At 62.1% G+C, this 23,082-nt stretch carries 24 protein-coding genes; 9 read left to right on the top strand and 15 right to left on the bottom strand.

The genetic code is table 11. From position 1 onward, the window contains the following. Nucleotides 1–34: 34 nt before the first annotated feature. Together PRZ01_RS00945 and PRZ01_RS00940 are read right to left on the bottom strand one after the other, a co-directional pair. Nucleotides 35–1,345, bottom strand: coding sequence for a homoserine dehydrogenase (locus tag PRZ01_RS00945; RefSeq protein WP_273594873.1), 1,311 nt, complete (start codon nt 1,343–1,345; stop codon nt 35–37). 47 nt (nt 1,346–1,392) lie between these two features. Next, on the bottom strand, nt 1,393–2,619 hold the full coding sequence (locus PRZ01_RS00940) for a pyridoxal phosphate-dependent aminotransferase (RefSeq protein ID WP_273594872.1): 1,227 nt from the start codon (nt 2,617–2,619) through the stop codon (nt 1,393–1,395). A 16-nt stretch (nt 2,620–2,635) separates the two neighbouring features. Between PRZ01_RS00940 and PRZ01_RS00935 the strand changes: the two genes are divergently transcribed. The 4 genes from PRZ01_RS00935 to PRZ01_RS00920 all read left to right on the top strand — a co-directional run bounded on the left by PRZ01_RS00935 (nt 2,636) and on the right by PRZ01_RS00920 (nt 6,763). Then, nucleotides 2,636–3,157 (top strand): Mth938-like domain-containing protein, encoded by a 522-nt coding sequence (locus PRZ01_RS00935; protein WP_273594871.1) that lies wholly within the window; start codon nt 2,636–2,638, stop codon nt 3,155–3,157. A gap of 157 nt (nt 3,158–3,314) precedes the next feature. Further along, nucleotides 3,315–3,797: a peroxiredoxin gene (locus PRZ01_RS00930; RefSeq protein WP_273594870.1), complete on the top strand. Its 483-nt coding sequence runs from the start codon at nt 3,315–3,317 to the stop codon at nt 3,795–3,797. A 274-nt stretch (nt 3,798–4,071) separates the two neighbouring features. Beyond that, nucleotides 4,072–5,835, top strand: coding sequence for a PhoH family protein (locus PRZ01_RS00925; RefSeq protein ID WP_273594869.1), 1,764 nt, complete (start codon nt 4,072–4,074; stop codon nt 5,833–5,835). Between the two features lie 61 nt (nt 5,836–5,896). Then, a complete protein-coding gene (locus PRZ01_RS00920; RefSeq protein WP_273594868.1) occupies nt 5,897–6,763 on the top strand; it encodes an HAD family hydrolase in 867 nt (288 codons plus the stop codon). 30 nt (nt 6,764–6,793) lie between these two features. Here PRZ01_RS00920 and PRZ01_RS00915 read toward each other — a convergent pair whose 3' ends face one another. Further along, a complete protein-coding gene (locus PRZ01_RS00915) occupies nt 6,794–7,231 on the bottom strand; it encodes a YidB family protein (RefSeq protein ID WP_273594867.1) in 438 nt (145 codons plus the stop codon). Between the two features lie 540 nt (nt 7,232–7,771). Here PRZ01_RS00915 and PRZ01_RS00910 point away from each other — a divergent pair. Then, nucleotides 7,772–8,524: a C40 family peptidase gene (locus PRZ01_RS00910; RefSeq protein WP_409993787.1), complete on the top strand. Its 753-nt coding sequence runs from the start codon at nt 7,772–7,774 to the stop codon at nt 8,522–8,524. A 16-nt stretch (nt 8,525–8,540) separates the two neighbouring features. On the opposite strand, the gene PRZ01_RS00905 is transcribed toward PRZ01_RS00910, so the two are convergent. From PRZ01_RS00905 to PRZ01_RS00850, 12 genes are all read right to left on the bottom strand, one after another. After that, entirely contained in the window at nt 8,541–9,035 is a 495-nt protein-coding gene (locus PRZ01_RS00905) for a hypothetical protein (RefSeq protein ID WP_273594866.1), read from the bottom strand. A gap of 31 nt (nt 9,036–9,066) precedes the next feature. After that, nucleotides 9,067–11,121 (bottom strand): phenylacetic acid degradation bifunctional protein PaaZ, encoded by a 2,055-nt coding sequence (gene paaZ, locus PRZ01_RS00900; protein WP_273594865.1) that lies wholly within the window; start codon nt 11,119–11,121, stop codon nt 9,067–9,069. 145 nt (nt 11,122–11,266) lie between these two features. Next, on the bottom strand, nt 11,267–12,430 hold the full coding sequence (locus PRZ01_RS00895) for an ABC transporter substrate-binding protein (protein WP_273594864.1): 1,164 nt from the start codon (nt 12,428–12,430) through the stop codon (nt 11,267–11,269). A gap of 81 nt (nt 12,431–12,511) precedes the next feature. Continuing rightward, on the bottom strand, nt 12,512–13,147 hold the full coding sequence (locus PRZ01_RS00890; protein ID WP_273594863.1) for a TetR/AcrR family transcriptional regulator: 636 nt from the start codon (nt 13,145–13,147) through the stop codon (nt 12,512–12,514). A gap of 74 nt (nt 13,148–13,221) precedes the next feature. After that, entirely contained in the window at nt 13,222–14,304 is a 1,083-nt protein-coding gene (gene paaE, locus PRZ01_RS00885; protein ID WP_273594862.1) for a 1,2-phenylacetyl-CoA epoxidase subunit PaaE, read from the bottom strand. 16 nt (nt 14,305–14,320) lie between these two features. Beyond that, entirely contained in the window at nt 14,321–14,851 is a 531-nt protein-coding gene (gene paaD, locus PRZ01_RS00880; RefSeq protein ID WP_273594861.1) for a 1,2-phenylacetyl-CoA epoxidase subunit PaaD, read from the bottom strand. Continuing rightward, a complete protein-coding gene (gene paaC, locus PRZ01_RS00875) occupies nt 14,851–15,654 on the bottom strand; it encodes a 1,2-phenylacetyl-CoA epoxidase subunit PaaC (protein ID WP_273594860.1) in 804 nt (267 codons plus the stop codon). The genes paaD and paaC overlap by 1 nt, the downstream gene beginning before the upstream one ends. Before the next feature lie 11 nt (nt 15,655–15,665). Further along, complete coding sequence (gene paaB, locus PRZ01_RS00870) at nt 15,666–15,983, bottom strand: 1,2-phenylacetyl-CoA epoxidase subunit PaaB (RefSeq protein ID WP_273594859.1); 318 nt, start codon at nt 15,981–15,983, stop codon at nt 15,666–15,668. Nucleotides 15,984–16,022: 39 nt separating this feature from the next. Then, a complete protein-coding gene (gene paaA / locus PRZ01_RS00865; protein WP_273594858.1) occupies nt 16,023–17,024 on the bottom strand; it encodes a 1,2-phenylacetyl-CoA epoxidase subunit PaaA in 1,002 nt (333 codons plus the stop codon). A gap of 48 nt (nt 17,025–17,072) precedes the next feature. Continuing rightward, nucleotides 17,073–18,398 carry a phenylacetate--CoA ligase PaaK gene (gene paaK, locus PRZ01_RS00860; protein ID WP_273594857.1) on the bottom strand — a complete coding sequence of 442 codons (1,326 nt, stop codon included), beginning with the start codon at nt 18,396–18,398 and terminating at the stop codon, nt 17,073–17,075. A 51-nt stretch (nt 18,399–18,449) separates the two neighbouring features. After that, on the bottom strand, nt 18,450–18,902 hold the full coding sequence (gene paaI, locus PRZ01_RS00855) for a hydroxyphenylacetyl-CoA thioesterase PaaI (protein WP_273594856.1): 453 nt from the start codon (nt 18,900–18,902) through the stop codon (nt 18,450–18,452). A 31-nt stretch (nt 18,903–18,933) separates the two neighbouring features. Continuing rightward, nucleotides 18,934–19,737 carry an enoyl-CoA hydratase-related protein gene (locus tag PRZ01_RS00850; protein ID WP_273594855.1) on the bottom strand — a complete coding sequence of 268 codons (804 nt, stop codon included), beginning with the start codon at nt 19,735–19,737 and terminating at the stop codon, nt 18,934–18,936. 192 nt (nt 19,738–19,929) lie between these two features. Between PRZ01_RS00850 and PRZ01_RS00845 the strand changes: the two genes are divergently transcribed. The 4 genes from PRZ01_RS00845 to PRZ01_RS00830 all read left to right on the top strand — a co-directional run bounded on the left by PRZ01_RS00845 (nt 19,930) and on the right by PRZ01_RS00830 (nt 23,068). Continuing rightward, nucleotides 19,930–20,532, top strand: coding sequence for a phenylacetic acid degradation protein PaaY (locus PRZ01_RS00845; RefSeq protein WP_273594854.1), 603 nt, complete (start codon nt 19,930–19,932; stop codon nt 20,530–20,532). 120 nt (nt 20,533–20,652) lie between these two features. Further along, nucleotides 20,653–21,783, top strand: a complete 1,131-nt coding sequence (gene moaA, locus PRZ01_RS00840) for a GTP 3',8-cyclase MoaA (protein ID WP_273594853.1) — start codon at nt 20,653–20,655, stop codon at nt 21,781–21,783. Between the two features lie 48 nt (nt 21,784–21,831). Then, on the top strand, nt 21,832–22,473 hold the full coding sequence (gene mobA / locus PRZ01_RS00835; protein ID WP_273594852.1) for a molybdenum cofactor guanylyltransferase MobA: 642 nt from the start codon (nt 21,832–21,834) through the stop codon (nt 22,471–22,473). Further along, nucleotides 22,466–23,068, top strand: coding sequence for a GNAT family N-acetyltransferase (locus PRZ01_RS00830; protein WP_273594851.1), 603 nt, complete (start codon nt 22,466–22,468; stop codon nt 23,066–23,068). Before mobA ends, PRZ01_RS00830 begins: the two co-directional genes overlap by 8 nt. The last annotated feature ends 14 nt before the right edge of the window (nt 23,069–23,082 follow it).

Genomic DNA, 23,082 nt, shown 5'->3' with positions numbered 1-23,082 from the left:
GAGGCTCTCGAAAACGGGGGAGTCGGGACAGTGCTCAGGCCAGGTCTTCCTTGCGGATGCGCACGATCGGCGCCAGTACCGTAGGCAAGCCCTGCATTTGCGCCAGCGCCTTGTTCATGCGACCTTCCACGGTGTTGTGGGTCAGGATGATGAGGTCGGTCTGTTTTTCACCATCTTCAGATTCACGCTGCAACATGCCGTCGATTGAGATGTCGTGCTCAGCCAGGATGGTGGTGATGCGCGACAGCACGCCGGCCTGGTCGGCCACACGCAAGCGCAGGTAGTAGCCGGTGAGCACGTCTTCCATCGGCAGGATCGGGGTGTCGCTCATGGCATCGGGCTGGAAGGCCAAATGCGGCACGCGGTGGTCGGGGTCGGCCGTAGCCAGGCGCGTCACATCCACCAGATCGGCAACAATCGCCGAGGCCGTGGGCTCCGCGCCGGCGCCCTTGCCGTAATACAGCGTGGTACCCACGGCATCGCCCTGCACCAGCACCGCATTCATGGCGCCTTCCACATTGGCGATGAGGCGGTTGGCGGGGACCAGGGTGGGATGAACACGCAGCTCAATGCCCTTGTCGCGCCGGCGCGTGTGGCCCAGCAGCTTGATGCGATAACCCAGTTGTTCAGCGTACTTGATGTCTGCCGCCTGCAGCTGCGTGATGCCTTCCACATGCGCCTTGTCGAACTGCACCGGCACGCCAAAGGCGATGGCGCTCATGATGGTCAGCTTGTGGGCAGCATCCACGCCTTCGATATCGAAGGTGGGATCAGCCTCGGCATAGCCCAGGCGCTGTGCTTCTTTCAGCACCTCGGCAAAGTCCAGACCCTTGCTGCGCATCTCCGAAAGGATGAAATTGGTCGTGCCGTTGATGATGCCGGCGATCCACTCAATACGGTTGGCCGACAGGCCCTCACGCAGCGCCTTGATGATGGGGATGCCTCCCGCCACCGCGGCCTCAAAGGCCACCATCACGCCCTTGGCACGGGCGGCTTCAAAAATCTCGGTGCCGTGCACCGCCAGCAAGGCCTTGTTGGCCGTGACCACGTGCTTCCCCTGGGCAATCGCCGCCAGCACCAACTCGCGGGCCAACTCGGTGCCACCGATGGTTTCGACCACGATGTCGATGTTGGGGTTGTTGATGATGGCGTAGGGGTCGGCGGTGACGACAGCACGATCGCCCACCACGGCACGGGCGGCGGCCACATCGCGGCGGCACACCATGGTCACTTCAATGCCACGACCGGCACGCCCGCGAATTTCTTCCTGATTGCGCTGCAGCACATGGAAAGTGCCGGTGCCCACGGTACCAATGCCCAGCAGGCCTACTTTGATCGGGTTCATGTTTTTCGTCTTCGCTGAATGCTGTGAATGCCAAGTCGTGCCCAGCGTCAAACGCTGTGCCGCTTGCGGTATTGCGCCAAAAAGCGCTCGATGCGGCCCACCGCTTCCTGCAAATCGTCGATATTGGGCAGAAAGACCAGGCGGAAGTGATCGGGGGCATTCCAGTTGAAGCCCGTCCCTTGGACGATCAACACCTTTTCCTCGGCCAGCAACTCGTAGGCGAATTGCTGGTCGTCCGCGATCGGGTAGATCTTGGGGTCCAGGCGCGGGAACATGTACAAAGCGGCCTTGGGCTTGACCACGCTAACGCCAGGAATCTGCGTGAGCAAGTCATAAGCCAGATCGCGCTGGCGGCACAACCGGCCGGTGGGCGCCACCAAATCTTTGATGCTTTGGTAGCCGCCCAGCGCCGTCTGAATGGCCAGTTGGCCCGGCGTGTTGGAGCACAAGCGCAGGCTGGCCAGCATATTGAGGCCCTCGATGTAATCGCGTGCGTGGCGCTTTTCACCCGACACGACCATCCAACCAGCGCGATAGCCGCAGGAGCGGTAATTCTTGGACAGGCCGTTGAAGGTCACGAACAGCACGTCGTCCGCCAAGCTGGCCATGCTCGTGTGCACATTGCCGTCGTACAGCGTCTTGTCGTAGATTTCGTCGGAGAACACGATCAGCTGATGCTGGCGCGCCAACTCGATGATTTCAAGCAGCACTTCGTTCGGATACAGCGCCCCGGTCGGGTTGTTGGGGTTGCAGACAATGATGCCGCGGGTGCGCGGCGTGATCTTGCTGCGGATGTCGGCAATATCAGGCGTCCAGCCCGACTGCTCGTCGCAGATGTAATGCACCGGCCGGCCGCCGCTCAAGCCGACCACGGCGGTGTAGAGCGGAAAATCAGGCGATGGGATCAGTAACTCGTCACCATCGTTGAGCAAGGCCTGCATGCTCATCTGGATCAACTCGGAGGCGCCGTTACCCAGATAAACATCATCGATGCCGACCCCACGGATCAGCTTTTCCTGGCAGTAATGCACCACCGCCTTGCGCGGGGCGAACAAGCCTTTCGAGTCGGTGTAGCCGGCCGCCGACGGCAGATTGCGGATCATGTCCTGCACGATTTCATCGGGTGGTTCCAGGCCAAAGGCCGCCACATTGCCGATGTTCAGCTTGATGATCTTCTGCCCTTCTTCTTCCATCGCTCGCGCCTTGTCCAGCACGGGACCCCGAATGTCGTAGCTGACATTGGCTAGCTTGGCGGACTTGGCGATCGGTTTCAAAGCGCGGACTCCTGAAATGGGATGGCTGGATGGGCCGAATCTGCGGCGCAATACAGTGAGGAAACGAAGGGGCTTCAACAATGCTGCACCGCAAAACATACAATTTAAACACAGGGATTGCCTGTATCCCGACTCGGCCGCCTCAAGCTCTCAACATCCGCACATGAAATTTCAACTCGACGAGCCGCAAGGCGGCAACAGCATTTCGCGGCACGACGGCCAGAGCATCTGGGTCAACAATAGTCAGCACACACACAGCCTGTTAGTGCCTTGGCAGGGTGAGGTGCAGCCCTGGCCGCTGGATCATTTTGAGTCACTGGCAAACTCGCACTTCGAGCAAATCCTGTCGCTCCAGCCAGAGTTGGTGATTTTTGGCAGCGGCAGCCGCATCCGGTTCGCGCATCCGGCTCTCTATCAATGCTTGATACAGCAACGCATTGGTGTCGAAACTATGGACTTGGCAGCCGCCTGCCGCACCTATAACGTGCTGGCCAGCGAAGGCCGGGCGGTGCTGGCGGCGCTGCTGATCGAACCGTGAAGGCAAAGCCCCGCGCGAAGTCAAGCACCTAATAGCGAAGACTGTTGGCCGCAGCGCACTTCAGACGCCCTATCGGTCAGGACAAGTCGAGGGGTTTGCCATTCAACGTATAATGGACGGCTATGCCTTCCCGGGCACATCATACCCATAACGCCACATGACGCCAGCGCTCAACAAACCTCTACCGGAAATTGAAGCCCTCGCCACCGGAGGCGTGAAGTTCACACCACATACCTATTCAGGTCAAGCCGTGGTGTTGTACTTCTACCCAAAGGACAATACGCCAGGATGCACCACGGAGGCCATGCAGTTTCGTGACCGCCACAAAGACTTCGTCAAGGCCGGCGCTGTCGTCCTGGGCGTGTCCCGCGACAATATGGTGTCGCACGAAAAGTTCAAGCAAACGCTGGAACTTCCCTTCGAATTGATCGCCGACACCGAAGAAAAGCTCTGCCACATGTTCGGCGTGGTCAAGAACAAGATCATGTACGGCAAAAAGGTCAAGGGCATTGAGCGCTCAACCTTTCTGATCGACCCCGCTGGCGTGCTGCGCGCCGAATGGCGTGGCATCAAGGTGGCCGGCCATGTGGACGAAGTCCTCAAGGAAGTCAAAACCTTGACCAAGAAAGAAGCCGCCTGAGCTTAAGGCCAGCGCCGCGCAAGGCCAAAAAGCCGATTCTGGATCATCCGGGTCGGCTTTTTTCATGTCGGCGCGCACCGCTGTGGCGAGAAAGACGCGCCGGGCGGGCTCGCCGGCGTGTCACGGAGCTTTGTGCATAATGAGCCCATGCCCGAGCGCCACGCAGCCCAAAATCTGAAAGCCGTACAGTTGCCTGTGCGGCTTTTGCATTTGCGCCGGGCACTTTCTTGCCGACCGAATGGCCGCAAGCCTGCAGCCTGAAACCCAGCCCAACATGCCACTGCCAAAGCCCCCGACAAAACGCGCCAGCCGCCTTGAAGCCACCGCCTTTGACACCAACCCGGCGGTGAGCAAACCCGGCACATCTCGCCAGACGCCCCCAGCCAAGCCCGCCCGAAAGGCCAGCCCAAGCGCACGCTCCGTCGGCGAATACGAGACCGTTCCAGCAGCACAGACGCCCGCTCAGCCCACCCCAGTCGCGCTGGAAGCACCGATCAAGGCGTCAAAACCTGTGGCCAGCGCCACGCCTGCAGTTCAAACCACCTTTGCCCCTGCCCCGCAACGCCAGGTGTCGGCAGCGACCGCAAAGCCCGCCACGGCGCCGCGAAAACCGCGCAATGGCAAAAGAAATGCCGACGAAGCGCCCAAACTTTTCGTGCTCGACACCAATGTGCTGATGCACGACCCAATGAGCTTGTTCCGCTTCGAGGAACACGACATCTACCTCCCTATGATCACCCTGGAGGAGTTGGACGGCCACAAGAAGGGGATGACCGAAGTCGCCCGCAATGTGCGCCAGGTCAGCCGCGAACTGGATGCACTGGCCTCAGGTCTGCAAGGCAGTTCGGTCGAAGAAATGGCCAAGGGTATGCCACTGGACTGCACGGGCCATAAAGAAGCAGGCGGCAAGCTCTTCTTCCAGACCCAGTTGCTCGATACGGTTCTGCCCATTGGCCTGCCGCAAGGCAAGGCCGATAACCAGATTCTGGGCGTGGTGCAAGCCCTCAAGGCGAAAGATCCCGCGCGCGAGGTGGTGCTGGTGTCGAAAGACATCAATATGCGCATCAAAGCACGCGCCCTGGGTCTGGCGGCCGAAGACTACCGCAACGACAAGACGCTCGAAGACTCCGACCTCCTGTACACCGGCGTGCAAGCCCTGCCCGCTGATTTCTGGGATCGCCATGGCAAAACCATGGAGAGCTGGAGCCAGGGCGGCATCACCTTCTACCGCATCAGCGGGCCCTTGGTGCCCTCGCTGCTGGTGAACGAATTGCTGTACCTCGAAGCGCCGGGCGCCGCGCCACTCTATGCCAAGGTGATGGAGATCACCGGCAAAACGGCCGTGCTGCGCACCTTGAAAGACTACGGCAACCAGAAGCACGCAGTATGGGGTGTCACTGCACGCAACCGTGAGCAGAACTTCGCGCTCAATTTGCTGCTGGACCCTGACTGCGATTTTGTGACCCTCACAGGCACCGCCGGCACCGGCAAGACCCTGCTCGCCCTGGCGGCCGGTTTGAGCCAGGTGCTGGACGAGCGCCGCTATTCAGAAATCATCGTCACCCGGGTCACCGTGCCCGTGGGCGAAGACATCGGTTTCCTGCCCGGCACTGAAGAAGAAAAAATGAGCCCCTGGATGGGCGCCCTGGACGACAACCTGGAGGTGTTGGGCCGCGGCGACAGCACTGCGGGTGAATGGGGACGTGCCGCGACCAATGACCTGGTGCGCAGCAAGATCAAGATCAAGAGCTTGAACTTCATGCGCGGTCGCACCTTCTTGAACAAGTACGTGATCATCGACGAGGCGCAAAACCTGACGCCCAAGCAGATGAAGACACTGATTACCCGTGCCGGCCCCGGCACCAAGATCGTCTGCCTGGGTAATTTGGCGCAAATTGACACGCCGTACCTGACCGAAGGCAGCTCCGGCCTCACCTATGCGGTAGATCGCTTCAAAGGCTGGGCGCACAGCGGCCATGTGACTTTGGCACGTGGCGAGCGCTCACGCCTGGCTGACTTCGCGTCCGAGGTGCTGTAGTCCTTGGGCGGCCTCACCCGCTCGGCCTTGCGCCTTACCTGAACTCGCGGATGCATCTTTCATGAGCTTTTATGTGTCGGATCTCGACGGCACGCTGCTCGACCCGCAAGCCCAGCTCTCGCCTGCCACCCGTGCGGGCTTGAGCCGTTTGCTGGACGAGGGCCTGTGCTTCACCGTGGCCAGTGCGCGCCATGTGTCTTCCATCGCCCGCATCCTGGGTGATTTACCGCTGCGGCTGCCCGTTATTTCGTCCAATGGCGCCTACATCAGCGATCTGCGCAGTGGTCGCCACGAGTTGGTCAATGCCATCGAGCCCGCCCTTGGGCAGGCCTTGTTCGCGTTGATCAGGCAGCGCGGCTTCATGCCATTTTTCTCCACCCACGGCGCCTTGGGCGACCAACTTTTCTACCAGGCCGCAGAAAACGAAGGCCAGCAGCGCTTTGTCGAAGAGCGGCTGCGCAACGCCGACCCTCGCCTGCGCCACACCTCACGCCTGCAGGACGAATTGCATGACCCGGCGGTCACCTTCGTCGTGGTCGAGCGCGAAGCACCCCTGCTGGCCTTGCAGGCTGAAATTGATGCGCAATATGGCGATCTGCTGGAAACCCATGTCGCCGACGACCTGTACCTGCCCGGTTGGCCCTGGCTCACGGTGCACGACCGCAGGGCTACCAAGGATCAAGCCATCAAAACTCTGGCTGAGCGGTACGGCCTGCACGCGCGCGAAGTGGTCGTCTTTGGCGACCATGTCAACGACATCAAGATGATGCGCGCCGCCCACCGCGGCATCGCGGTGGAAAACGCCATCACCGCAGTCAAGGACGAAGCCCACCAAATCATTGGCCCGCACCACACCGACAGCGTGGTGCAATTCATCACCCAGGACGGATGGCAGGATCGGGCCCGGGCCGCGCCAGCAGCCCGATAGAGCCCAACAGAGCCGGCGCTGAGCCCGTACTCAGCCCTGTTTGAGCAAACCGCCCAACATGCCGGCCAAGTCGCCCAGCCCACCCGCACCTGTTGCAGGTACTTGCCCGCCCGGCGTCAGGTGATTCACGATCTGCGGCAGCCATTGCGCCAGTTGAGCGCCCAGTTCGCCGTGCGACAAACCGGCCTGTGCCGCCAGCTTGCCCATGACATCGCCGCCCAAAGCACCGCTGACCTGATCGGCCGACACCGGCAGATTGGCGCCATTCGACACCCAGCTTTGCACCTGATCGGCCAAGCCGGAGCTTTGCAACTGTTGCACCAACCCCGCCAAGCCGCCGTGCTGGTTGATCAAACCCATGGCGACGCTCATCAAATCGCTGCCACCACCCTGCACGCCCGAAGCCTGTGCGCCCTGCCCCGCCAGCGCTTGTTCAGCAGCGCCCACCAAAGAATCCAGCAGTCCCATGAAGCGTTCCTCAAAAAGTCGGTGCCAATCACCGGGGTCTATTGTGAGACCGTAGCGACGCCCCATCGTGACAAAAAGCCCCACCGGTCAAACTTCACACAAGTGCGCGGCAACCGAGCCGGGGAGGCCCGCCCTCGATGGCACTGGCGTTTCGAGAGGCGCAACTGTGTTCCAATCGGGGTCACATCTATTTTCCTGCCAAGGCCCGAATTTCGAGGGCATTGCTGAACAGAATGGCCGGGTGCGAATCCCCTTGGCGGATTTCGCACTTTGTCGCTCAGTGTTTGCGATAGCTCAGACTTTCCCTTGGTCGCCGCCACTTTGCTTGACACCCGCAACAGCCCCCACCTAAGCTGCGCGTCGACCATGCCGACCGCCAGCCGCCGACAGCGCCCCCTCCGCCACACCAGCCCAAGCCTTCAGCGCTTTGCGTTGCGTGCGGTTGCGGCAGTGGCGCTGGTGGGAGGGCTAGGAGGACTCGGCGCTGCACAGGCCCAGCAGCAAACGGGGCTGGCAGCAAAGTTGCCGCCACCGGGCACGATGACTGGTGCATTCGGGCAAGCAGCCCTTCAAAGCCCCGTTCAAGCCCCGTCGCAAAAAACTGCAACTCAAGCCCATTCATCAACGGCGAATGCGGGTAACAAGCAGTCAGGCAATTCAGGCGCCACGGCAAGCACAGCAACGACAAGCACAGCCCCCGCCAACACGATTGCGCTGAGCCCGGGCAGTCCGGCCACACTGGCGGCGGCAACTGCACCCGACCCCTCGGGCGGCGCCACTGACCCCGTCAGCCGGTTTTTGCAAGAACGCGGCATCCTGACGCAGGCACAGGGCGAATCGAGTACCTTGCTGAACCAGGTTCGCGACGGCGCCTCTGACATGGTGTTGTCTGCCATGAACTTTCTGGGCGTGCGCTACACCCGAGGTGGCAGCTCCGTTGAAAGCGGGTTTGACTGCAGTGGCTTCACCCGACACATCTTCGAGATGAGTGTGGGCATGGTGCTGCCCCGCCGTGCCGACGAGCAGGCCAAGATGCCCAGCCTGCTACAGGTCAAGAAAGAAGAACTCAAGCCCGGCGATCTGGTGTTCTTCAACACCATGCGCCGCACTTTCTCGCACGTAGGTATTTATGTCGGTGAAGGTAAGTTCATCCACTCACCCCGCGTCGGCGGTGCTGTGCGCGTGGAAGACATGCGCGAAGCCTACTGGTCCAAGCGCTTCACCGGCGCACGGCGTGCCGACCTGAAGAGCGCCGGCATGGCCCAAGGTAGCAACAGCGGCAGCGCCAACTGACCCGGGCGGCGGCCATTCAAGGCCGCGTGAACTCTTTCTCGGCCCAGGCTTGTGCCGAGGCTTCGGTCAGCTTGAAGCCCGCATCCACCTTCAACTGCGCGATCAACTCGCCAGAGGCGTCTTCGGCGGTCAGTGTGGCATAAGGGTTATCGTCATCGGGCACAATGTCGAGCTTGACCAGCACGCGCCCCCGGTCGCAATCAATCCTGAGATTTTTGTGCAAGCGCGCATGCAGCTGCTGCTCATGCCGGCGCAGCACCTCGGACGCGGTTTTCACCAGCGTATGAAAAGCTGGTGCCGAGAGCGGCTTGGGATTTTTCTTGTCCCGGCCCATGGTCCAGGGGCCCACCAGGGCCGGCTCTTGTTCGCCGGCCAAGGTCATGGCCACGGCCCACCCTTCGTCGTCTTCGTTCTTGATGACGCGGGCGGTCCAGCGTTCGTCACGCCACAGACCGTCTTCTTGCACCCAGCTGTCTTCGGGGTTGCTTGCTGCTTGCACTGTTGAATTCATGCGCCGCACGGTAGCACAGCGCTGCGCCCGTTCAAGCCGCCTTCTTGGCCACCAGGGTCAGAATGTCGTAGCTTGCCACCAATTCGCCACGCTGATTCATGACCTGCACGTCCCAGGCCACCACGCCTTGCGGGGGTTGATCCGGCCGATTGCCACGATCGATGCGGCGCTTGCAGGTCAGGCGGGCCTGGATGGTGTCGCCAATCGCCACCGGGTTGACGAAACGCAGCGTATCAAGCCCGTAGTTGGCCAGCACCGGCCCCGGCGCGGGCGAAACAAACAAGCCTGCCGCGGCCGACAACACGAAATAGCCATGCGCGATGCGCTGGCCGAACTGCGTGTCTTTGGCGGCCACTGCGTCAAAGTGCATGTAGAAATAGTCGCCCGACACACCGCCAAAGTTGACGATGTCTGCCTCGCTGACCGTGCGCCGATGGGTCAGCAGCGAGTCGCCGATCTGGATGTCCTCGAAATGCTTACGGAAGGGATGCACCACATCTTCCTGCACCTGGGCACCGCGCTGATATTCGCCCGTGATCGCACTGAGCATGGTCGGTGAGCCCTGCACCGCACAGCGCTGCAGGTAATGCTTGACGGCGCGCAGGCCGCCCAATTCTTCACCCCCACCGGCCCGGCCCGGCCCACCATGCTTGAGCTGCGGCAAAGGAGAGCCATGGCCCGTGGATTCTTTGGCAGAGGCCCGGTCCAGCACATGGACGCGGCCATGGAAGGCCGCCGCCTGATAAACGGCTTCCGCCGCGATCGCCGGAGTCTTGGTCACCACCGAGGCCACCAAGCTGCCGCGGCCCTTGGCGGCCAGCGCCAGCGCCTCATCCAAGTCGCCGTAGGGCATCAGGGTCGACACCGGGCCGAACGCCTCCACATCGTGCACCACCGAATTGGCAAAAGCGTCGGCGCACACCAGCAGGGTCGGCGAGAAGAACGCCCCCTCAATCACGTCCTCGCCCACCGGCGCAAAGCCATCCGCGGCACCAAACGCCACTTGATTGCCGACGCTCAAGCGCGCAACCCGCTCTGCCACGTCGATTTGCTGCGCCTTGGAGGCCAGCGGCCCCATGCGAACGCCTTCAATCGACGGGTCACCCACCTTGAGCTTGGCCAGCCGCTCACGCAGCGCGCCGGCCACCGCTTCAAGGTGCTGGCGGGGCACGATGGCGCGCCGGATCGCCGTGCACTTCTGCCCGGCTTTGGTCGTCATCTCCCGAAACACCTCTCTGACGAACAGGTCAAATTCAGGGTCGCCCGGCAAGACATCGGGCGCCAGGATGGCGCAGTTGAGGCTGTCTGCCTCGGCGTTGAAGGGCACGCTGCGCTGAACCAGATTGCGGGTCACCCGCAGTTGCGCCGCCGTGTCCGCCGAGCCGGTGAAGGTCACCACGTCGGTTTCTTCCAGGCGGTCCAGCAAGTCGCCGGAGCTGCCCACAATCAGTTGCAGGCTGCCGGCTGGCAACAGGCCTGACGCGTGAATCAAGCGGACGGCTGCTTCCGCCGCGAATGACGTGGCGGTGGCCGGTTTGACAATGCAGGGCATGCCTGCCAAAAAGCTGGGAGCGAACTTTTCAAGCATGCCCCAGATCGGAAAATTGAAGGCATTGATGTGCACCGCCACCCCGCGCTTGGGCGCGAGGATGTGCGTGCCCATGAATTGCCCCTCCTTGCCCAGCGGCGTGGCAGGCCCTTCATGAAACACATTGCTGGACGGCAACTCCCGCCGCCCGATGCTGGCGTAGGCAAACAAAGTACCGATGCCACCTTCAATATCAATCCACGAATCAGCCCGCGTCGCCCCGGTATGCGCCGAGACAGCGTAGAGCGACTCCTTGCGCTCCATGAGGTACGCAGCCAGCGTCTTCAGCAACGCGGCCCGTTGCTGAAAGTCGAGCTTCAGCAGCGCGGGCAAGGCTTGGGCGCGTGCGTAGTGCAGGCTTTCACCGAAGTCGATTTCGTCGGCATGGGTCAGCGCCACCGTGCGGCCGTTGACGGCGCTGTGCAGGCTGCGGCCAGCCTGGCTGCCAATCCATCGGTTGGCGATCAGGCTTTGAAGAAGGGGGGGAGTGGCGCTCATGATGGTTCTCAACAGTCAGTCGAATTTCAAAAAAAACAGCGGCACGGGTCGCAATGGCAAAAACACCAACAAGGGGCACGTTAAGCGGCAGTCATGCCGGACCAGCCCAGCATGACTTCAACGACCCAGGTTCAAGGCCCGCGTTTCAGGGCTGATAGACCCAGGCACCCTTGTCAATCTTGACCATCACGCGGGCACGTTGATCCAGGCCCAGGTGATCGGCGCTCGACATGGAAAACACGCCATGCGCGCCGGGCATTTCCTTCACGCTTTCCAGCGCATCACGCAAGGCAGCGCGAAACACAGGCGTGCCGGGCTCGGCCTTTTTCAGGGCCAGCGGAATGGCTGCCTGCAACAACAGGCCCGCATCCCAAGCGTGGCCGCCGAAGGTCGACACCGTGCCTTTACCGAAGGCCGCCTCGTATTTGGCGATGTACTCCAGCGCGCTCTTCTTCACTGGGTGGTTGGCGGGCAACTGCGTGGCCACCAAGACCGGCCCGGCGGGCAAGAAGGTGCCCTCCACGTCCTTGCCGCCCACGCGCAGGAAGTCGTTGTTCGCCACGCCGTGGGTCTGGTAGAACTTGCCGGCGTAGCCACGCTCCTTCAGCGTCTTCTGCGGCAGGACGGCCGGCGTGCCGGAAGCGCCGATCAGCACGGCATCAGGCTTGGCGGCCATGAGCTTGAGCACCTGACCCGTCACCGAAGTGTCAGTACGGTTGTAGCGTTCGGACGCCACGATCTGCACGCCCTTGACGGCGGCAATCTTGCTGAACTCTGTCAGCCAGCCTTCACCGTAGGCGTCGGCAAAGCCGATGAAGCCGACCGTCTTCACGCCAGAAGCGGCCATGTGCTGAACGATGGCGAGGGCCATCATGATGTCGTTCTGCGGCGTCTTGAAGACCCAGCGCTTCTTGCTGTCTTGCGGCTCCACAATGCGCGAAGAGGCCGCCATCGAAATCATGGGCGTGCCACCTTCGGACGCCACGTCGATCATGGCCAGCGAGTTGGGCGTGACGGTCGAGCCCACCACCACATCCACCTTGTGCTCGCTGAGCAGCTTGCGGGTGTTGGTGACGGCGGCCGTCGTGTCGCTGGCGTCGTCCAGCACGATGTAGTTGACCTTTTGCCCGGCGATTTTTGTGGGCATCAAACTGAGGGTGTTTTTCTCAGGGATGCCCAGCGAGGCCGCAGGGCCGGTGGCAGACACCGTGACACCCACATTGATGTCGGCCCGGGCCGTCCACGCCGTCAGCAGGGCTGAGGCCGCCGCCAAGGCAACCAAGGTCTTCTTGATCAAATGCTTGCTCATCGATGTCTCCGTCATGTTTGCAGTCAATGCTCAGTGGATGCAAGGCTTGGCCCTGCGAGATCGCCAAGGCGCCTCACAGACTCAAACCACCGTCTTCTTCGCAGGCCCGGCGTCGCCAGAGGCGGCGTTCACCGCGCCCAAGCCGCCAAAAAACAAATCCGCCACCATGGGCGCCATGTCGTCATAACTCAAATCTCCATCGGGCTTGAGCCAGGTGAAGGTCCAGTTGATCATGCCGAACAACAGCATGGTCAGGGGCTTGTGCAGTTTGTCCGTCTGCAGGCTCGGCCGAACCGCGGCAACGGCTTGTGCAAACGCATCCACCACGCGCCGTTCGATATTCAGCAGGCGCTCCTGCTCGGCTTTACCCAGGAATTTGACATCCTCCGTCAGCACGCGATGCTGATTTTGGGCTGCGCCGTAACTCTGGACAAAGCGGGCGATGAGCACACGCAAATGCGCCTCCGGCGGCAAGCCCTGCGCGCTCACCTCCTCCACCAGTGCCACCAGCCCTTGCACATGGGTTTCGCAGATCTGCGCCAGCAATTCTTGTTTGTCCTTGACGTAGTGGTACAGCGTCGGCTTGGACACCTGACACGCCTGCGCCACCGCGTTCATGGAGGTGCCAGCATAGCCCTGGTGGGCAAAAAGCCGTGCAGCGGCGTCGAGTATTTCTTCGCGCTGACTTTCAAATCCGGGGGCACGTCCTCTGGCCATCTTGTCCTAACAACAGGGTTTTGAAAAACCGTCAGTGTGCACCAGACCTGCAAGCCCGGCACATGCGCCATGGTTCAGCGTTCGTCAAAAGAAATCACCACGCGCGGCGTCAACGCGTGGGCCTGGCAACTCAAAATGAAGCCAGCCGCCACCTCGTTCTTGTCCAAGGCAAAATTCTTGTCCATGCGCACCTCGCCTTCCAGCAGTTTGCAGCGGCAAGTCGAACACACACCGCTCTTGCAGGAGAAGGGCACGTCCATGCCGGCGCGGGCTGCGGCGTCCAGAATGCTGGCATCCGTCTTGGCGAATTCAATCTCACGGCTCAGCCCGTCGCGGATCACCGTGACGCGGGCGCTGTCGGCGTCACCCGCCAGAACCGCATGTGGGGCGGGCTTGCCCGTTTGCATCTCCGGCGTGCCAAAGCGTTCGATATGAATTTTCTCTTCGGGCACGCCCGCCTCAAGCAGGGCCGCCTGCGCCTGCTCATTCATCTCGAAGGGGCCGCACACAAACACCGCATCAACCTGATCCGCCGGCACCAGGGTGCGCAAAAACGCCTTGATCTTTTCTTTGTCCAGGCGACCCGCGAGCAAGGGCGCGTCCATCGTCTCGCGGGTGAACACATGGTGCAGGGCCAAACGGGTCATGTAGCGGTTTTTCAAATCCTCGATGTCTTCCTTGAACATCGTCGACGCCGGCCGCCGATTGCCGTAGATCAGGGTGAAGCGGCTCCCGGGTTCACGGGCCAGCACCGATTTCATGATCGACAAAATCGGCGTGATACCCGAACCGGCGGCAATGCCCAGGTAGTGGCGCTCGCTCTTTGCCTCCATGCCCAGCGGGAAGAAACGGCCTTGCGGCGGATAGCTGTCAATCACGTCGCCGACTTTCAGCGCATCGTGTACCCAGCCCGAAAAAGCGCCGCCCTGCACATGCCGGACCCCGACACGCAGCTCGCCGTCATCCACGCCAGCGCAGATGGAATAGGACCGGCGCAACTCCTGCCCGGCCACCTCGTGGCGCAGGGTCAGGTATTGCCCGGGCACAAAATCAAATTGCTGCTGCAGGCTGGCCGGTACGTCGAAGCTGACGATTACGGCGTCGTCAGCATCCGGCGTGATGGCGCGAACGGTCAGGGGATGAAAGTGCAAGCTCATAAGGCGCCTGGTCTTGTTAGATGGGTTTGAAATATTCAAAGGGCTCCCGGCAGGCCAGGCAGCGATACAAGGCCTTGCAAGCGGTAGAGCCAAATGCCGACAAACGCTCGGTCTGCATCGACCCGCAGCGCGGGCACGCCAGCTGGGTCATCGCATTGCGGTGCACCAGGCGCATCGGCTGGCCCTCGGCCGACACCACGCGGCCCGGCGGGGCTATGCCATAGGCGCGCAGCTTCTCGCGGCCGACCTCGCTGATCCAGTCGCTCGACCAAGCCGGGGCTCGCTGCAGAATCACCTCGACCGTGCCGAATCGCGCCAGCGCATTGCGCACATCGTCCTGAATCAGCTCTGTGGCCGGGCAGCCGCTGTAGGTGGGCGTTAGCACCACCTCCAGGCCGCCAGCAGTCTCACGCAGGTCGCGCACAATGCCCAGGTCCCACAAGGACAGCACGGGCACCTCGGGATCGGGGATCTGGCGCAGCACCTCCCAAGCGGCCTCCAGGCGGCCGCAGGCTGAGGATTGCAGCGGTGGCGGCGACTGCGTCATCACCATTTGCCGCCCGGGTAGGCGCGCTGCAAATACTGCATCTCCGCCAGCAAATGCCCCAGGTGCTCGCTGTGGATGCCCAAACGGCCGGCAGGCACATAGGCGCTGGGCTTGGGCGGCTTCAGCTGCGCGTCGGCCAGCACCTCGTCCATCTGCGCCTGCCAGTCTGATTTCAAGTCGCCCCAGGTCGGTCCCAGGCCTTGTGCGGCGGCGGCCGTGCTGACCTCGTCGTCCACGAACAACTCATTGAAATAGGGCCACAGCACCACCAAGGCAGCCTGCATGCGGGCGGACGAATCCGCCGTGCCGTCACCCAAGCGAACCACCCAGTCGGCCGCATGCTGCTGGTGATAACGGGCTTCCTTGACGGCCTTGGCGGCGATGGCGGCCACCTCGACATCGCGAGATTCTTCAAGCGCTGCCCACAACAGCTGCAGCCAGGTGGCGACGCCAAAGTTGCGCAACTGGGTCAGGGCAAAGTCGCCGGGCTGGCGGCCGGCGCCGTCCGCGCTATTCGGCAACTCCATCAACACCGGGTTGAAGTACTGGCGTTCGTCCCGCAAGAAGGCGAGTTGATCTTCGTCAAAGCCCTGGCCGTCCAGTTGCCCGGCGCGGGTCAGCAAACCGCGCGCCTGCCCAACAAGGTCCAGCGCCATATTGGAGAGCGCCAGGTCTTCTTCAAGGATAGGCGCGTGGCCGCACCATTCGCCCAGGCGTTGCGACAGGATCAAACAGGCGTCGGCAATACGCAGCAGGTAGTGAACATCGGCCCGGTTGCCGACTTGGATGGAAACATGTGACATGACCCGGCCTCTCACATGTGGTTCACGGATTCGGGCAACTCATAGAAGGTCGGGTGCCGGTACACCTTGTCTTCCATGGGGTCGAAGTACATGCCCTTCTCGCCCGGGTCCGAAGCCACGATCTGGTTCGACAGCACCACCCAGATGCTGCAGCCCTCCTGGCGGCGGGTGTAGACCTCACGTGCCATCTGCACCGCCATCTTGGCGTCGGCGGCGTGCAGGCTGCCGCAATGCTTGTGGTCCAACCCCGCCTTGCTGCGCACGAAAACTTCCCACAAAGGCCATTCATGCTGGCCGCTCGCGGCGGATTGCTTGTTGGTATCGCTCATCTTGATCGTCCTTGGCTGATGTCGTTGTTCAGTGCCGGCTCAGGCGGCCTGCGCGCGGGTGGCTTGCTTCTTGGCGTGTGCCAGTGCGGCCTCACGCACCCAGGCGCCGTCGTCCCAGGCTTTGACACGGGTGGCCAGTCGTTCGCGGTTGCAAGGCCCGTCGCCGCCCACCACGCGCCAAAACTCAGCCCAATCAATCGCACCGAAGTCATATTGGCCGGTCTCGGCGTTCCACTTCAAATCGGCGTCAGGTACGGTCACGCCCAAAACCTCAGCCTGCGGAATCGTGGCATCCACAAACTTCTGGCGCAGATCGTCGTTACTGATGCGCTTGATGCCCCAACGCATCGACTGCTCGGAGTTGGACGAATCCTTGTCGGCCGGGCCGAACATCATCAGCGACGGCCACCACCAGCGGTTGACCGCGTCTTGCACCATGGCCTTTTGCGCCTCGGTACCATCGCGCATCATCACCAGCAAGGACTCATAGCCCTGGCGCTGGTGAAAGCTTTCTTCGCGGCAAACGCGGATCATGGCGCGCGCATAGGGCGCAAAAGAGCAGCGGCACAAAGGCACCTGGTTCATGATGGCCGCACCGTCCACCAGCCAACCGATCACGCCGATATCAGCCCAAGTCAGCGTTGGGTAGTTGAAGATGGAGCTGTACTTGGCCTTGCCCGAATGCAGCGCATCCAGCATTTGATCGCGGCTGGTGCCCAGGGTTTCGGCAGCGGCGTACAAGTACAAGCCGTGGCCGCCCTCATCCTGCACTTTGGCCAACAAAATCGCCTTGCGCTTGAGCGTGGGCGCACGGCTGATCCAGTTGCCCTCGGGCAGCATGCCGACAATTTCAGAGTGCGCGTGCTGGCTGATCTGGCGCACCAGGGTCTTGCGGTAGTGCTCGGGCATCCAGTCTTTGGCTTCGATGAAGTCGCCTGCGGCGATGCGGGCCTCGAAGGCCGCCTCCTTGCGGGCGTCTTCGGCGCTCTGGACCTTACTGGCCACATCTTGGGGGCCAACGCTCATGGCTTGGGTATACATACCTGCTCCTGAAATCTACGGTCTCAAACTCAACACGCTGGGGCTGACTCAGCGCGGGCGCTGATCGACCACCCGCCGCGCCTTGCCCACCAACGTTCGTTCAATGGAATCTGGCGCGCCAACGCTCACCTGGGTCGACACGCCCACCAAGGTCTTGATGCGGTGCTGCAAACTCTTGGCGATGGCACCGACATCGGCCTGCCCAACGGCCGCCATCTGCAACTCGCAGCGCACCTCCACCGAATCCAACGGCCCATCGCGCGTCAAAACGATTTGGTACTGGCCCGACAGTTGCGGTTCTTGCAGCACCAACTCTTCGATCTGCGTCGGGAACATATTGACCCCACGGATGATCAGCATGTCGTCGCTGCGACCGACGATCTTGCCCATGCGGCGCATGGCGCGGGAGGTGGGCGGCAACAGGCGAGTGAGATCGCGCGTGCGGTAACGGATGATGGGCAGCGCCTCCTTGCTGAGCGAGGTGAACACCAACTCGCCCTCGCTGCCGTCGGGCAGCACTTCACCCGTTTCAGGGTCGATGATCTCGGGGTAGAAATGGTCTTCCCAAATCACCGGGCCATCTTTGCTTTCCACGCATTCACTCGCCACGCCGGGGCCCATCACCTCGGACAGGCCGTAGATGTCCACCGCGTCGATGGCGGCCCGACCCTCAATCTCACGGCGCATCGCTTCGGTCCAGGGCTCGGCGCCGAAGATGCCGATCTGCAAGCTCGACGCCGCCGCGTCCAACCCTTGGCGGGAAAATTCTTCGATGATCACCTGCATATAGCTGGGCGTGACCATGATGATGCGGGGCTTGAAGTCCTGAATCAGCTGCACCTGTTTTTCAGTCTGCCCGCCCGACATCGGAATCACCGTGCAACCCAGGCGTTCGGCCCCGTAGTGCGCTCCCATGCCGCCGGTGAACAGGCCATAGCCGTAGGCAATGTGCACCATATCGCCCGCCCGTCCACCCGCAGCACGAATGGAGCGGGCTACCAGATTAGCCCAGTTGTCGAGGTCTTTGGCGGTATAGCCCACCACCGTAGGTTTGCCGGTGGTGCCCGAAGAAGCATGGATCCGCGACACCTGCTGCTGTGGCACCGCAAACATCCCGAAGGGGTAGTTGTTTCGCAGATCCGCCTTGGTGGTGAAGGGGAACAACCGCAGATCATCCAAACTCTTCAAGTCATCGGGATGAACGCCCTTGGCGTCAAAGGCCGCCTTGTAATGCGGCACATTCGCGTAGGCATGCTGCAGCGACCAGCGCAGGCGCTGCAACTGCAGTGCCTGCAACTCGTCCCGGCTCGCCATCTCGATGGGGTCCAACAGCTTCCGGTCCGGAGCGGTGCCCAACTTTTTATGCTCACTCATGCTCATGTGTCGCTTGTCCTGTGTTCGGTGTTCGGTGTTCTGTTCGGGGCGTCAAACAGCGGGTTCGGCCGGCATGGGCAACAACACCACGGGCTTGCCCTTGATGCGGTATGACTTGCCGCGAAACACCGCAATCAATTCATCGTTCTGGTTGGTGACAGTGATGTCGTAGACGCCAGTTCGTCCGGCCAGCGACACTTCCTGCGCCACTGCTTTGAGGCGATCGCCCAAGCGGCTGGGGGCCACGATGTCGATCGAAAAGCCCGAAGCCACGGTCAGTTCATTGTGGGAGTTACAGGCAAACGCGAAGGCCGAGTCCGCCAGCGTCGACACCACTCCGCCGTGGCAGATATCAAAACCATTGAGCATGTTCTCGCGCACCGTCATCACCACGGTGGCAGCGCCAGGCGCAATGTGCAAGACCTCCATCCCCAGCGCCTTGGAGGCACGGTCATTGGCCGTCATCGCATCAAGCACGGCTTCAGCAATCTGTTGGGCGTTCATGCAAAGTCCTGTCTTTTGATCGGTGCTGGGCTCAGCGGTCGGTGAACTTGGGGCTGCGCTTGCTCAAGAAGGCTGTCACACCCTCCAGATAGTCAGGGCTGAAGCCCAACTGGCTTTGCGTCATGGCCTCCAGCTTCAAGGCGTCTTCAAAGTCCAGCAGCGAAGCCTGATCAAAGGCCTGACGCGTCTGCACCATCGCGCGCAGCGGTTGCTGGCTCAGCCGTTGAGCCAGCGCCTGCGCGGTGGCCGCCAGCGTGTCGTCAGGCACGCATTGGTAGATCAGGCCCATGGCCTGCGCCTCGGCGGCCGGCAGCTTCTCGCCCAGCAACGCCAGCTGCAGAGCCCGGGCACGACCCACCAGACGCGGCAGCAGCCAAGTACCGCCGCAATCCGGCAGCAAGCCAATGCGGGCGAAGGCCTGAATGAAATTGGCCGACTGCGCCGCCACCACCAGATCACAACCCAAAGCGAAATTGGCGCCCGCGCCCGCCGCCACACCGTTGACCGCCGCAATCACGGGCACAGGCATGGAGCGCACGCGCAGGGCCAGCGGAATGTAGTAGGCATCAAGGATGTGGCCGATGTCCCTGGGCGACTCTGCCGCGTTCTCGGGCGGCTTGACCAGCGGGTCTGACAAATCCTGACCCGCACAAAATCCGCGGCCCGCCCCGGTGATCACCACGCAGCGCACGCTGGCGTCGTCAGCCGCCTCATCCAGCGCCTGCCGCAGTTGCGCCAGCAAAGTTGCCGTGAAAGCATTCAAAGCCTGCGGACGGTTCAAGGTGAAGGTCAACACATGACCGTCCTGGCTTCTGAGAAATTGCGGGTCTTGCATGGGATGAAGCCTCGAATCCCGGCACTGACATGTCGATGAACGGCAATGAACGTCGACGTTGCCACCAGGGCTTGAACATAGGGAGATCGGCAAACACTCTTGACCGACCGGTCGGTAGATATTAGGCTTGAGTTTGATTTGGCGCAAGTCCGCCAGCTCAGGACTAACCCTAAACTCAACAAAAGGACCGCCATGCCTTGCTACGCCATCGACGGAGTGATCCCGGTCGTTCACCCCACAGCCCATGTGCATCCAACCGCCGTTTTGATCGGCGATGTCCACGTGGGGCCAGGCTGTTATGTCGGCCCATGCGCGTCACTGCGCGGTGACTTCGGTCGCATCGTGCTGGAAGAAGGCTCGAATGTGCAAGACACCTGCGTCATCCATGGCTTTCCCGACTCAACCACCGTGATTGAGCCCAACGGCCATGTCGGCCACGGCGCCGTTTTGCATGGCTGCATCATTCGCCACGATGCCCTGGTCGGCATGAATGCGGTGGTGATGGACGAGGCTGAAGTGGGCGCCTACAGCATCGTCGCCGCTTGCGCCTTTGTGCGGGCCGGCCAAATCCTGCCCGAGAAGTCTTTGGTCGCCGGGCTCCCGGCCAAGGTGCTGCGCGCGTTGACGGAGGATGAAATCCGCTGGAAGCGCGAAGGCACGCAGGCCTACCAGGATTTGACGCTGCGCTGCCACGCCTCGATGGCGGAGGTGCAAGCCCTGCCTGCCGCTGAACCCGACCGCCCCCAACTCCAGACCGGCACCGTGAAATCCCTGCTGGCCACGCGGCGAGTTTGAAACCGAGCCTGAACCCGAGCCGGGTGCCAACGCCCCCGGTCCGGCAAGAAACCTTGCCCTTGATCAAGCCGGGTGCAGCGCGCAACGCCAGCCCGGGTCGCAGCGGGCACAATGGAGGCCATGTCTGACCGAGTTATTCCGATTGCCGATCACCGCCAGGCGCTTGCCGTGACACCGCCTCCCTTGGCTGGGCAAGACCGCCCTTTACCAGCGCCCGGTGAGTTGCAAGACACGCTGGGCCGCCCCTTGCGCGATTTGCGGATTTCGGTCACCGATCGATGCAACTTTCGCTGCAGCTACTGCATGCCCAAGGAAGTGTTCGGCAAGACACACGAATTTTTGCCGCATGCGGCACTCCTGAGCTTTGAAGAAATCACCCGCCTGGCGCAAGTCTTCGCCCGCCTGGGCGTGCAAAAGCTGCGCCTGACGGGCGGTGAGCCCCTGCTGCGCAAAGGCATTGAGCACTTGATCGAGTTGCTGGCCCAAGTCCGCACACCCGACGGCCAGCCGCTTGACCTCACCTTGACCACCAACGGCTCTTTGCTCAAAAAGAAGGCGCGCAGGCTGAAAGACGCCGGCCTGCAGCGCATTACCGTGAGTCTCGACGGACTAGATGACGCCCAATTTCAGCGCATGAATGATGTGGGCTTTCCCGTCGGTGAGGTGCTGGACGGCATTGCCGAGGCACAAGCCGTGGGCCTGGCGCCGATCAAGGTGAATATGGTGGTCAAGCGCGGCGCCAACGACGACCAGATTCTGCCTATGGCGCGGCATTTCCGGGGCACAGGCATCACGCTTCGATTCATTGAGTACATGGACGTGGGCAGCAGCAACGGCTGGCGGATGGATGAAGTCATGCCCTCCGCCCAAGTGCTGACGCGCCTGCGTGAATCTTTCGATCTGCAGGCACTGAGCGCGTCGGCACCCGGCGAAACGGCGCAGCGTTGGGGCTACGCCGACGGTGGCGGTGAAATCGGGCTCATCTCCAGCGTCACTCAAGCCTTCTGCGGGGATTGCAATCGCGCACGGCTGTCCACCGAAGGGCAATTGTTCACCTGCTTGTTTGCGCATCAAGGCACCGATCTACGCGGGCTGCTGCGCGGCCCGGCCGATGATGCGCAGGTGGCGCAAGCCATCGCCCAGCTTTGGCAGCGCCGCAGCGACCGGTACTCACAACTGCGCGCACAAGTCGATGCGCCGCAAAGCCCGGCCGGGCAGCGGCGGGTTGAAATGCATTACATCGGGGGCTGAGTGAGCGGCGTTGCGTCACCCTGCCCGCAGCACCCGGTGAAAAGCCGCTTGGCACGCGACCAAATCACCGGTCTGTTGCTGGCCGGCGGACGCGGCAGCCGCATGGGGGGCTTGGACAAAGGGCTGCAAACCCTCAACGGCCGCCCACTGTTTGCCCACGTGCTGAGCCGGCTGGCGCCCCAAGTCGGGCCGCTGTTGATCAGCGCGAATCGCAATCTTGACGCCTATGCCGCCGCCGGTCACCCCTTGGTGCGCGATGAGGATGACAGTTATGCCGGCCCACTGGCAGGCTGGCTTGCCGGGCTACGCCTGGCCCGCACAGACTGGTTGCTGTGCGTGCCCTGCGACACGCCCGCCCTGCCCCTCGATCTGGCCGAGCGCTTGGCCGAAGCCGCGCTGGCCTGCGGCGCGAAAGTGGCCGTCCCAGTAAGCGCCAGGCCGCAAGCGACCCTAAAAAACGACGTGCATGAGGCGCCGCAGGTCCAAGCGGCGTTTTGCCTGATGCGGGTGGAGCTCAAAGACAGCCTGGCCGCCTACCTCCAAAGCGGTGAGCGCAAAATTCAAACTTGGCTGCGGGCGCAGAAAGCTGTGCCCGTCCCTTTCGACCGACCCGGAGATGTCGCAGCCTTCTTCAACGCCAACAGCCTCGCCGAACTTCAGTCACTCGAACAGGACGCACCGCATGCCTGAAGGCAAGAACAGCACGAAACAGTTGATGGACTGGGCGACCGCCACGGAGCATCTGTCCCGCATGCAAATCGACCTGCAAATTCGCCCCTTGCATCTAGAAGACCTTGCGGCCTACAAAGACCTGCGCGACGGCATGTTGGCACGCCACCCCGAGGCCTTCACCTCCGACGCAGCGACCGAACTGCAACGCGATGCCAACAGCTATCGCAGCCGCTTGAGCGGTGGCAACGGCGGTGCGAATTTATTCACCCTGGTCGGTTGGCAAGGTGCTGACATGGTGGGCGCCATCAGTTGCGAACATGAAGCCCGGCTGAAGATTCGCCACATCGCCCACATCATGGGCATGATGGTGCGGGAAGACCTGCATGGTCATGGCTTGGGTCGCCAATTGCTAGAGAGAACCCTGCATCTGCTGCGCGGCGAAGCCGCACTCGAGCTGGTGACGCTGAGCGTGACGTCCAGCAACACCGCGGCAGTGAAACTGTATGAGCGCTGTGGTTTTACACGTTATGGCCGCCTGCCTGGGGCCATCAAACTGCTGGATGGCCGGGTGCTGGACAAGGACCTGATGTGCCTACGATTGCGCCAGCCCTGACCCTCTTTGATGTT

The organism is Roseateles koreensis, from assembly GCF_028595305.1.
GTDB lineage: Bacteria > Pseudomonadota > Gammaproteobacteria > Burkholderiales > Burkholderiaceae_C > Paucibacter_A > Paucibacter_A koreensis.
This window is presented reverse-complemented; position numbering and strand designations above follow the sequence as displayed.

Coding starts and splice junctions, on each gene's coding strand:
- PRZ01_RS00930 (WP_273594870.1), top strand. CDS start 3,315: ATGACGCCAGCGCTCAACAAACCTCTACCGGAAATTGAAGCCCTCGCC.
- PRZ01_RS00845 (WP_273594854.1), top strand. CDS start 19,930: ATGCCTTGCTACGCCATCGACGGAGTGATCCCGGTCGTTCACCCCACA.
- PRZ01_RS00915 (WP_273594867.1), bottom strand. CDS start 7,231: ATGGGACTGCTGGATTCTTTGGTGGGCGCTGCTGAACAAGCGCTGGCG.
- paaD (WP_273594861.1), bottom strand. CDS start 14,851: ATGACGCAGTCGCCGCCACCGCTGCAATCCTCAGCCTGCGGCCGCCTG.
- moaA (WP_273594853.1), top strand. CDS start 20,653: ATGTCTGACCGAGTTATTCCGATTGCCGATCACCGCCAGGCGCTTGCC.
- PRZ01_RS00910 (WP_409993787.1), top strand. CDS start 7,772: ATGACTGGTGCATTCGGGCAAGCAGCCCTTCAAAGCCCCGTTCAAGCC.
- paaA (WP_273594858.1), bottom strand. CDS start 17,024: ATGTATACCCAAGCCATGAGCGTTGGCCCCCAAGATGTGGCCAGTAAG.
- paaC (WP_273594860.1), bottom strand. CDS start 15,654: ATGTCACATGTTTCCATCCAAGTCGGCAACCGGGCCGATGTTCACTAC.
- paaZ (WP_273594865.1), bottom strand. CDS start 11,121: ATGAGCGCCACTCCCCCCCTTCTTCAAAGCCTGATCGCCAACCGATGG.
- PRZ01_RS00935 (WP_273594871.1), top strand. CDS start 2,636: ATGGGATGGCTGGATGGGCCGAATCTGCGGCGCAATACAGTGAGGAAA.
- PRZ01_RS00945 (WP_273594873.1), bottom strand. CDS start 1,345: ATGAACCCGATCAAAGTAGGCCTGCTGGGCATTGGTACCGTGGGCACC.
- PRZ01_RS00925 (WP_273594869.1), top strand. CDS start 4,072: ATGCCACTGCCAAAGCCCCCGACAAAACGCGCCAGCCGCCTTGAAGCC.
- PRZ01_RS00890 (WP_273594863.1), bottom strand. CDS start 13,147: ATGGCCAGAGGACGTGCCCCCGGATTTGAAAGTCAGCGCGAAGAAATA.
- paaE (WP_273594862.1), bottom strand. CDS start 14,304: ATGAGCTTGCACTTTCATCCCCTGACCGTTCGCGCCATCACGCCGGAT.
- paaI (WP_273594856.1), bottom strand. CDS start 18,902: ATGAACGCCCAACAGATTGCTGAAGCCGTGCTTGATGCGATGACGGCC.
- PRZ01_RS00920 (WP_273594868.1), top strand. CDS start 5,897: ATGAGCTTTTATGTGTCGGATCTCGACGGCACGCTGCTCGACCCGCAA.
- PRZ01_RS00850 (WP_273594855.1), bottom strand. CDS start 19,737: ATGCAAGACCCGCAATTTCTCAGAAGCCAGGACGGTCATGTGTTGACC.
- PRZ01_RS00905 (WP_273594866.1), bottom strand. CDS start 9,035: ATGAATTCAACAGTGCAAGCAGCAAGCAACCCCGAAGACAGCTGGGTG.
- PRZ01_RS00830 (WP_273594851.1), top strand. CDS start 22,466: ATGCCTGAAGGCAAGAACAGCACGAAACAGTTGATGGACTGGGCGACC.
- paaK (WP_273594857.1), bottom strand. CDS start 18,398: ATGAGTGAGCATAAAAAGTTGGGCACCGCTCCGGACCGGAAGCTGTTG.
- PRZ01_RS00895 (WP_273594864.1), bottom strand. CDS start 12,430: ATGAGCAAGCATTTGATCAAGAAGACCTTGGTTGCCTTGGCGGCGGCC.
- paaB (WP_273594859.1), bottom strand. CDS start 15,983: ATGAGCGATACCAACAAGCAATCCGCCGCGAGCGGCCAGCATGAATGG.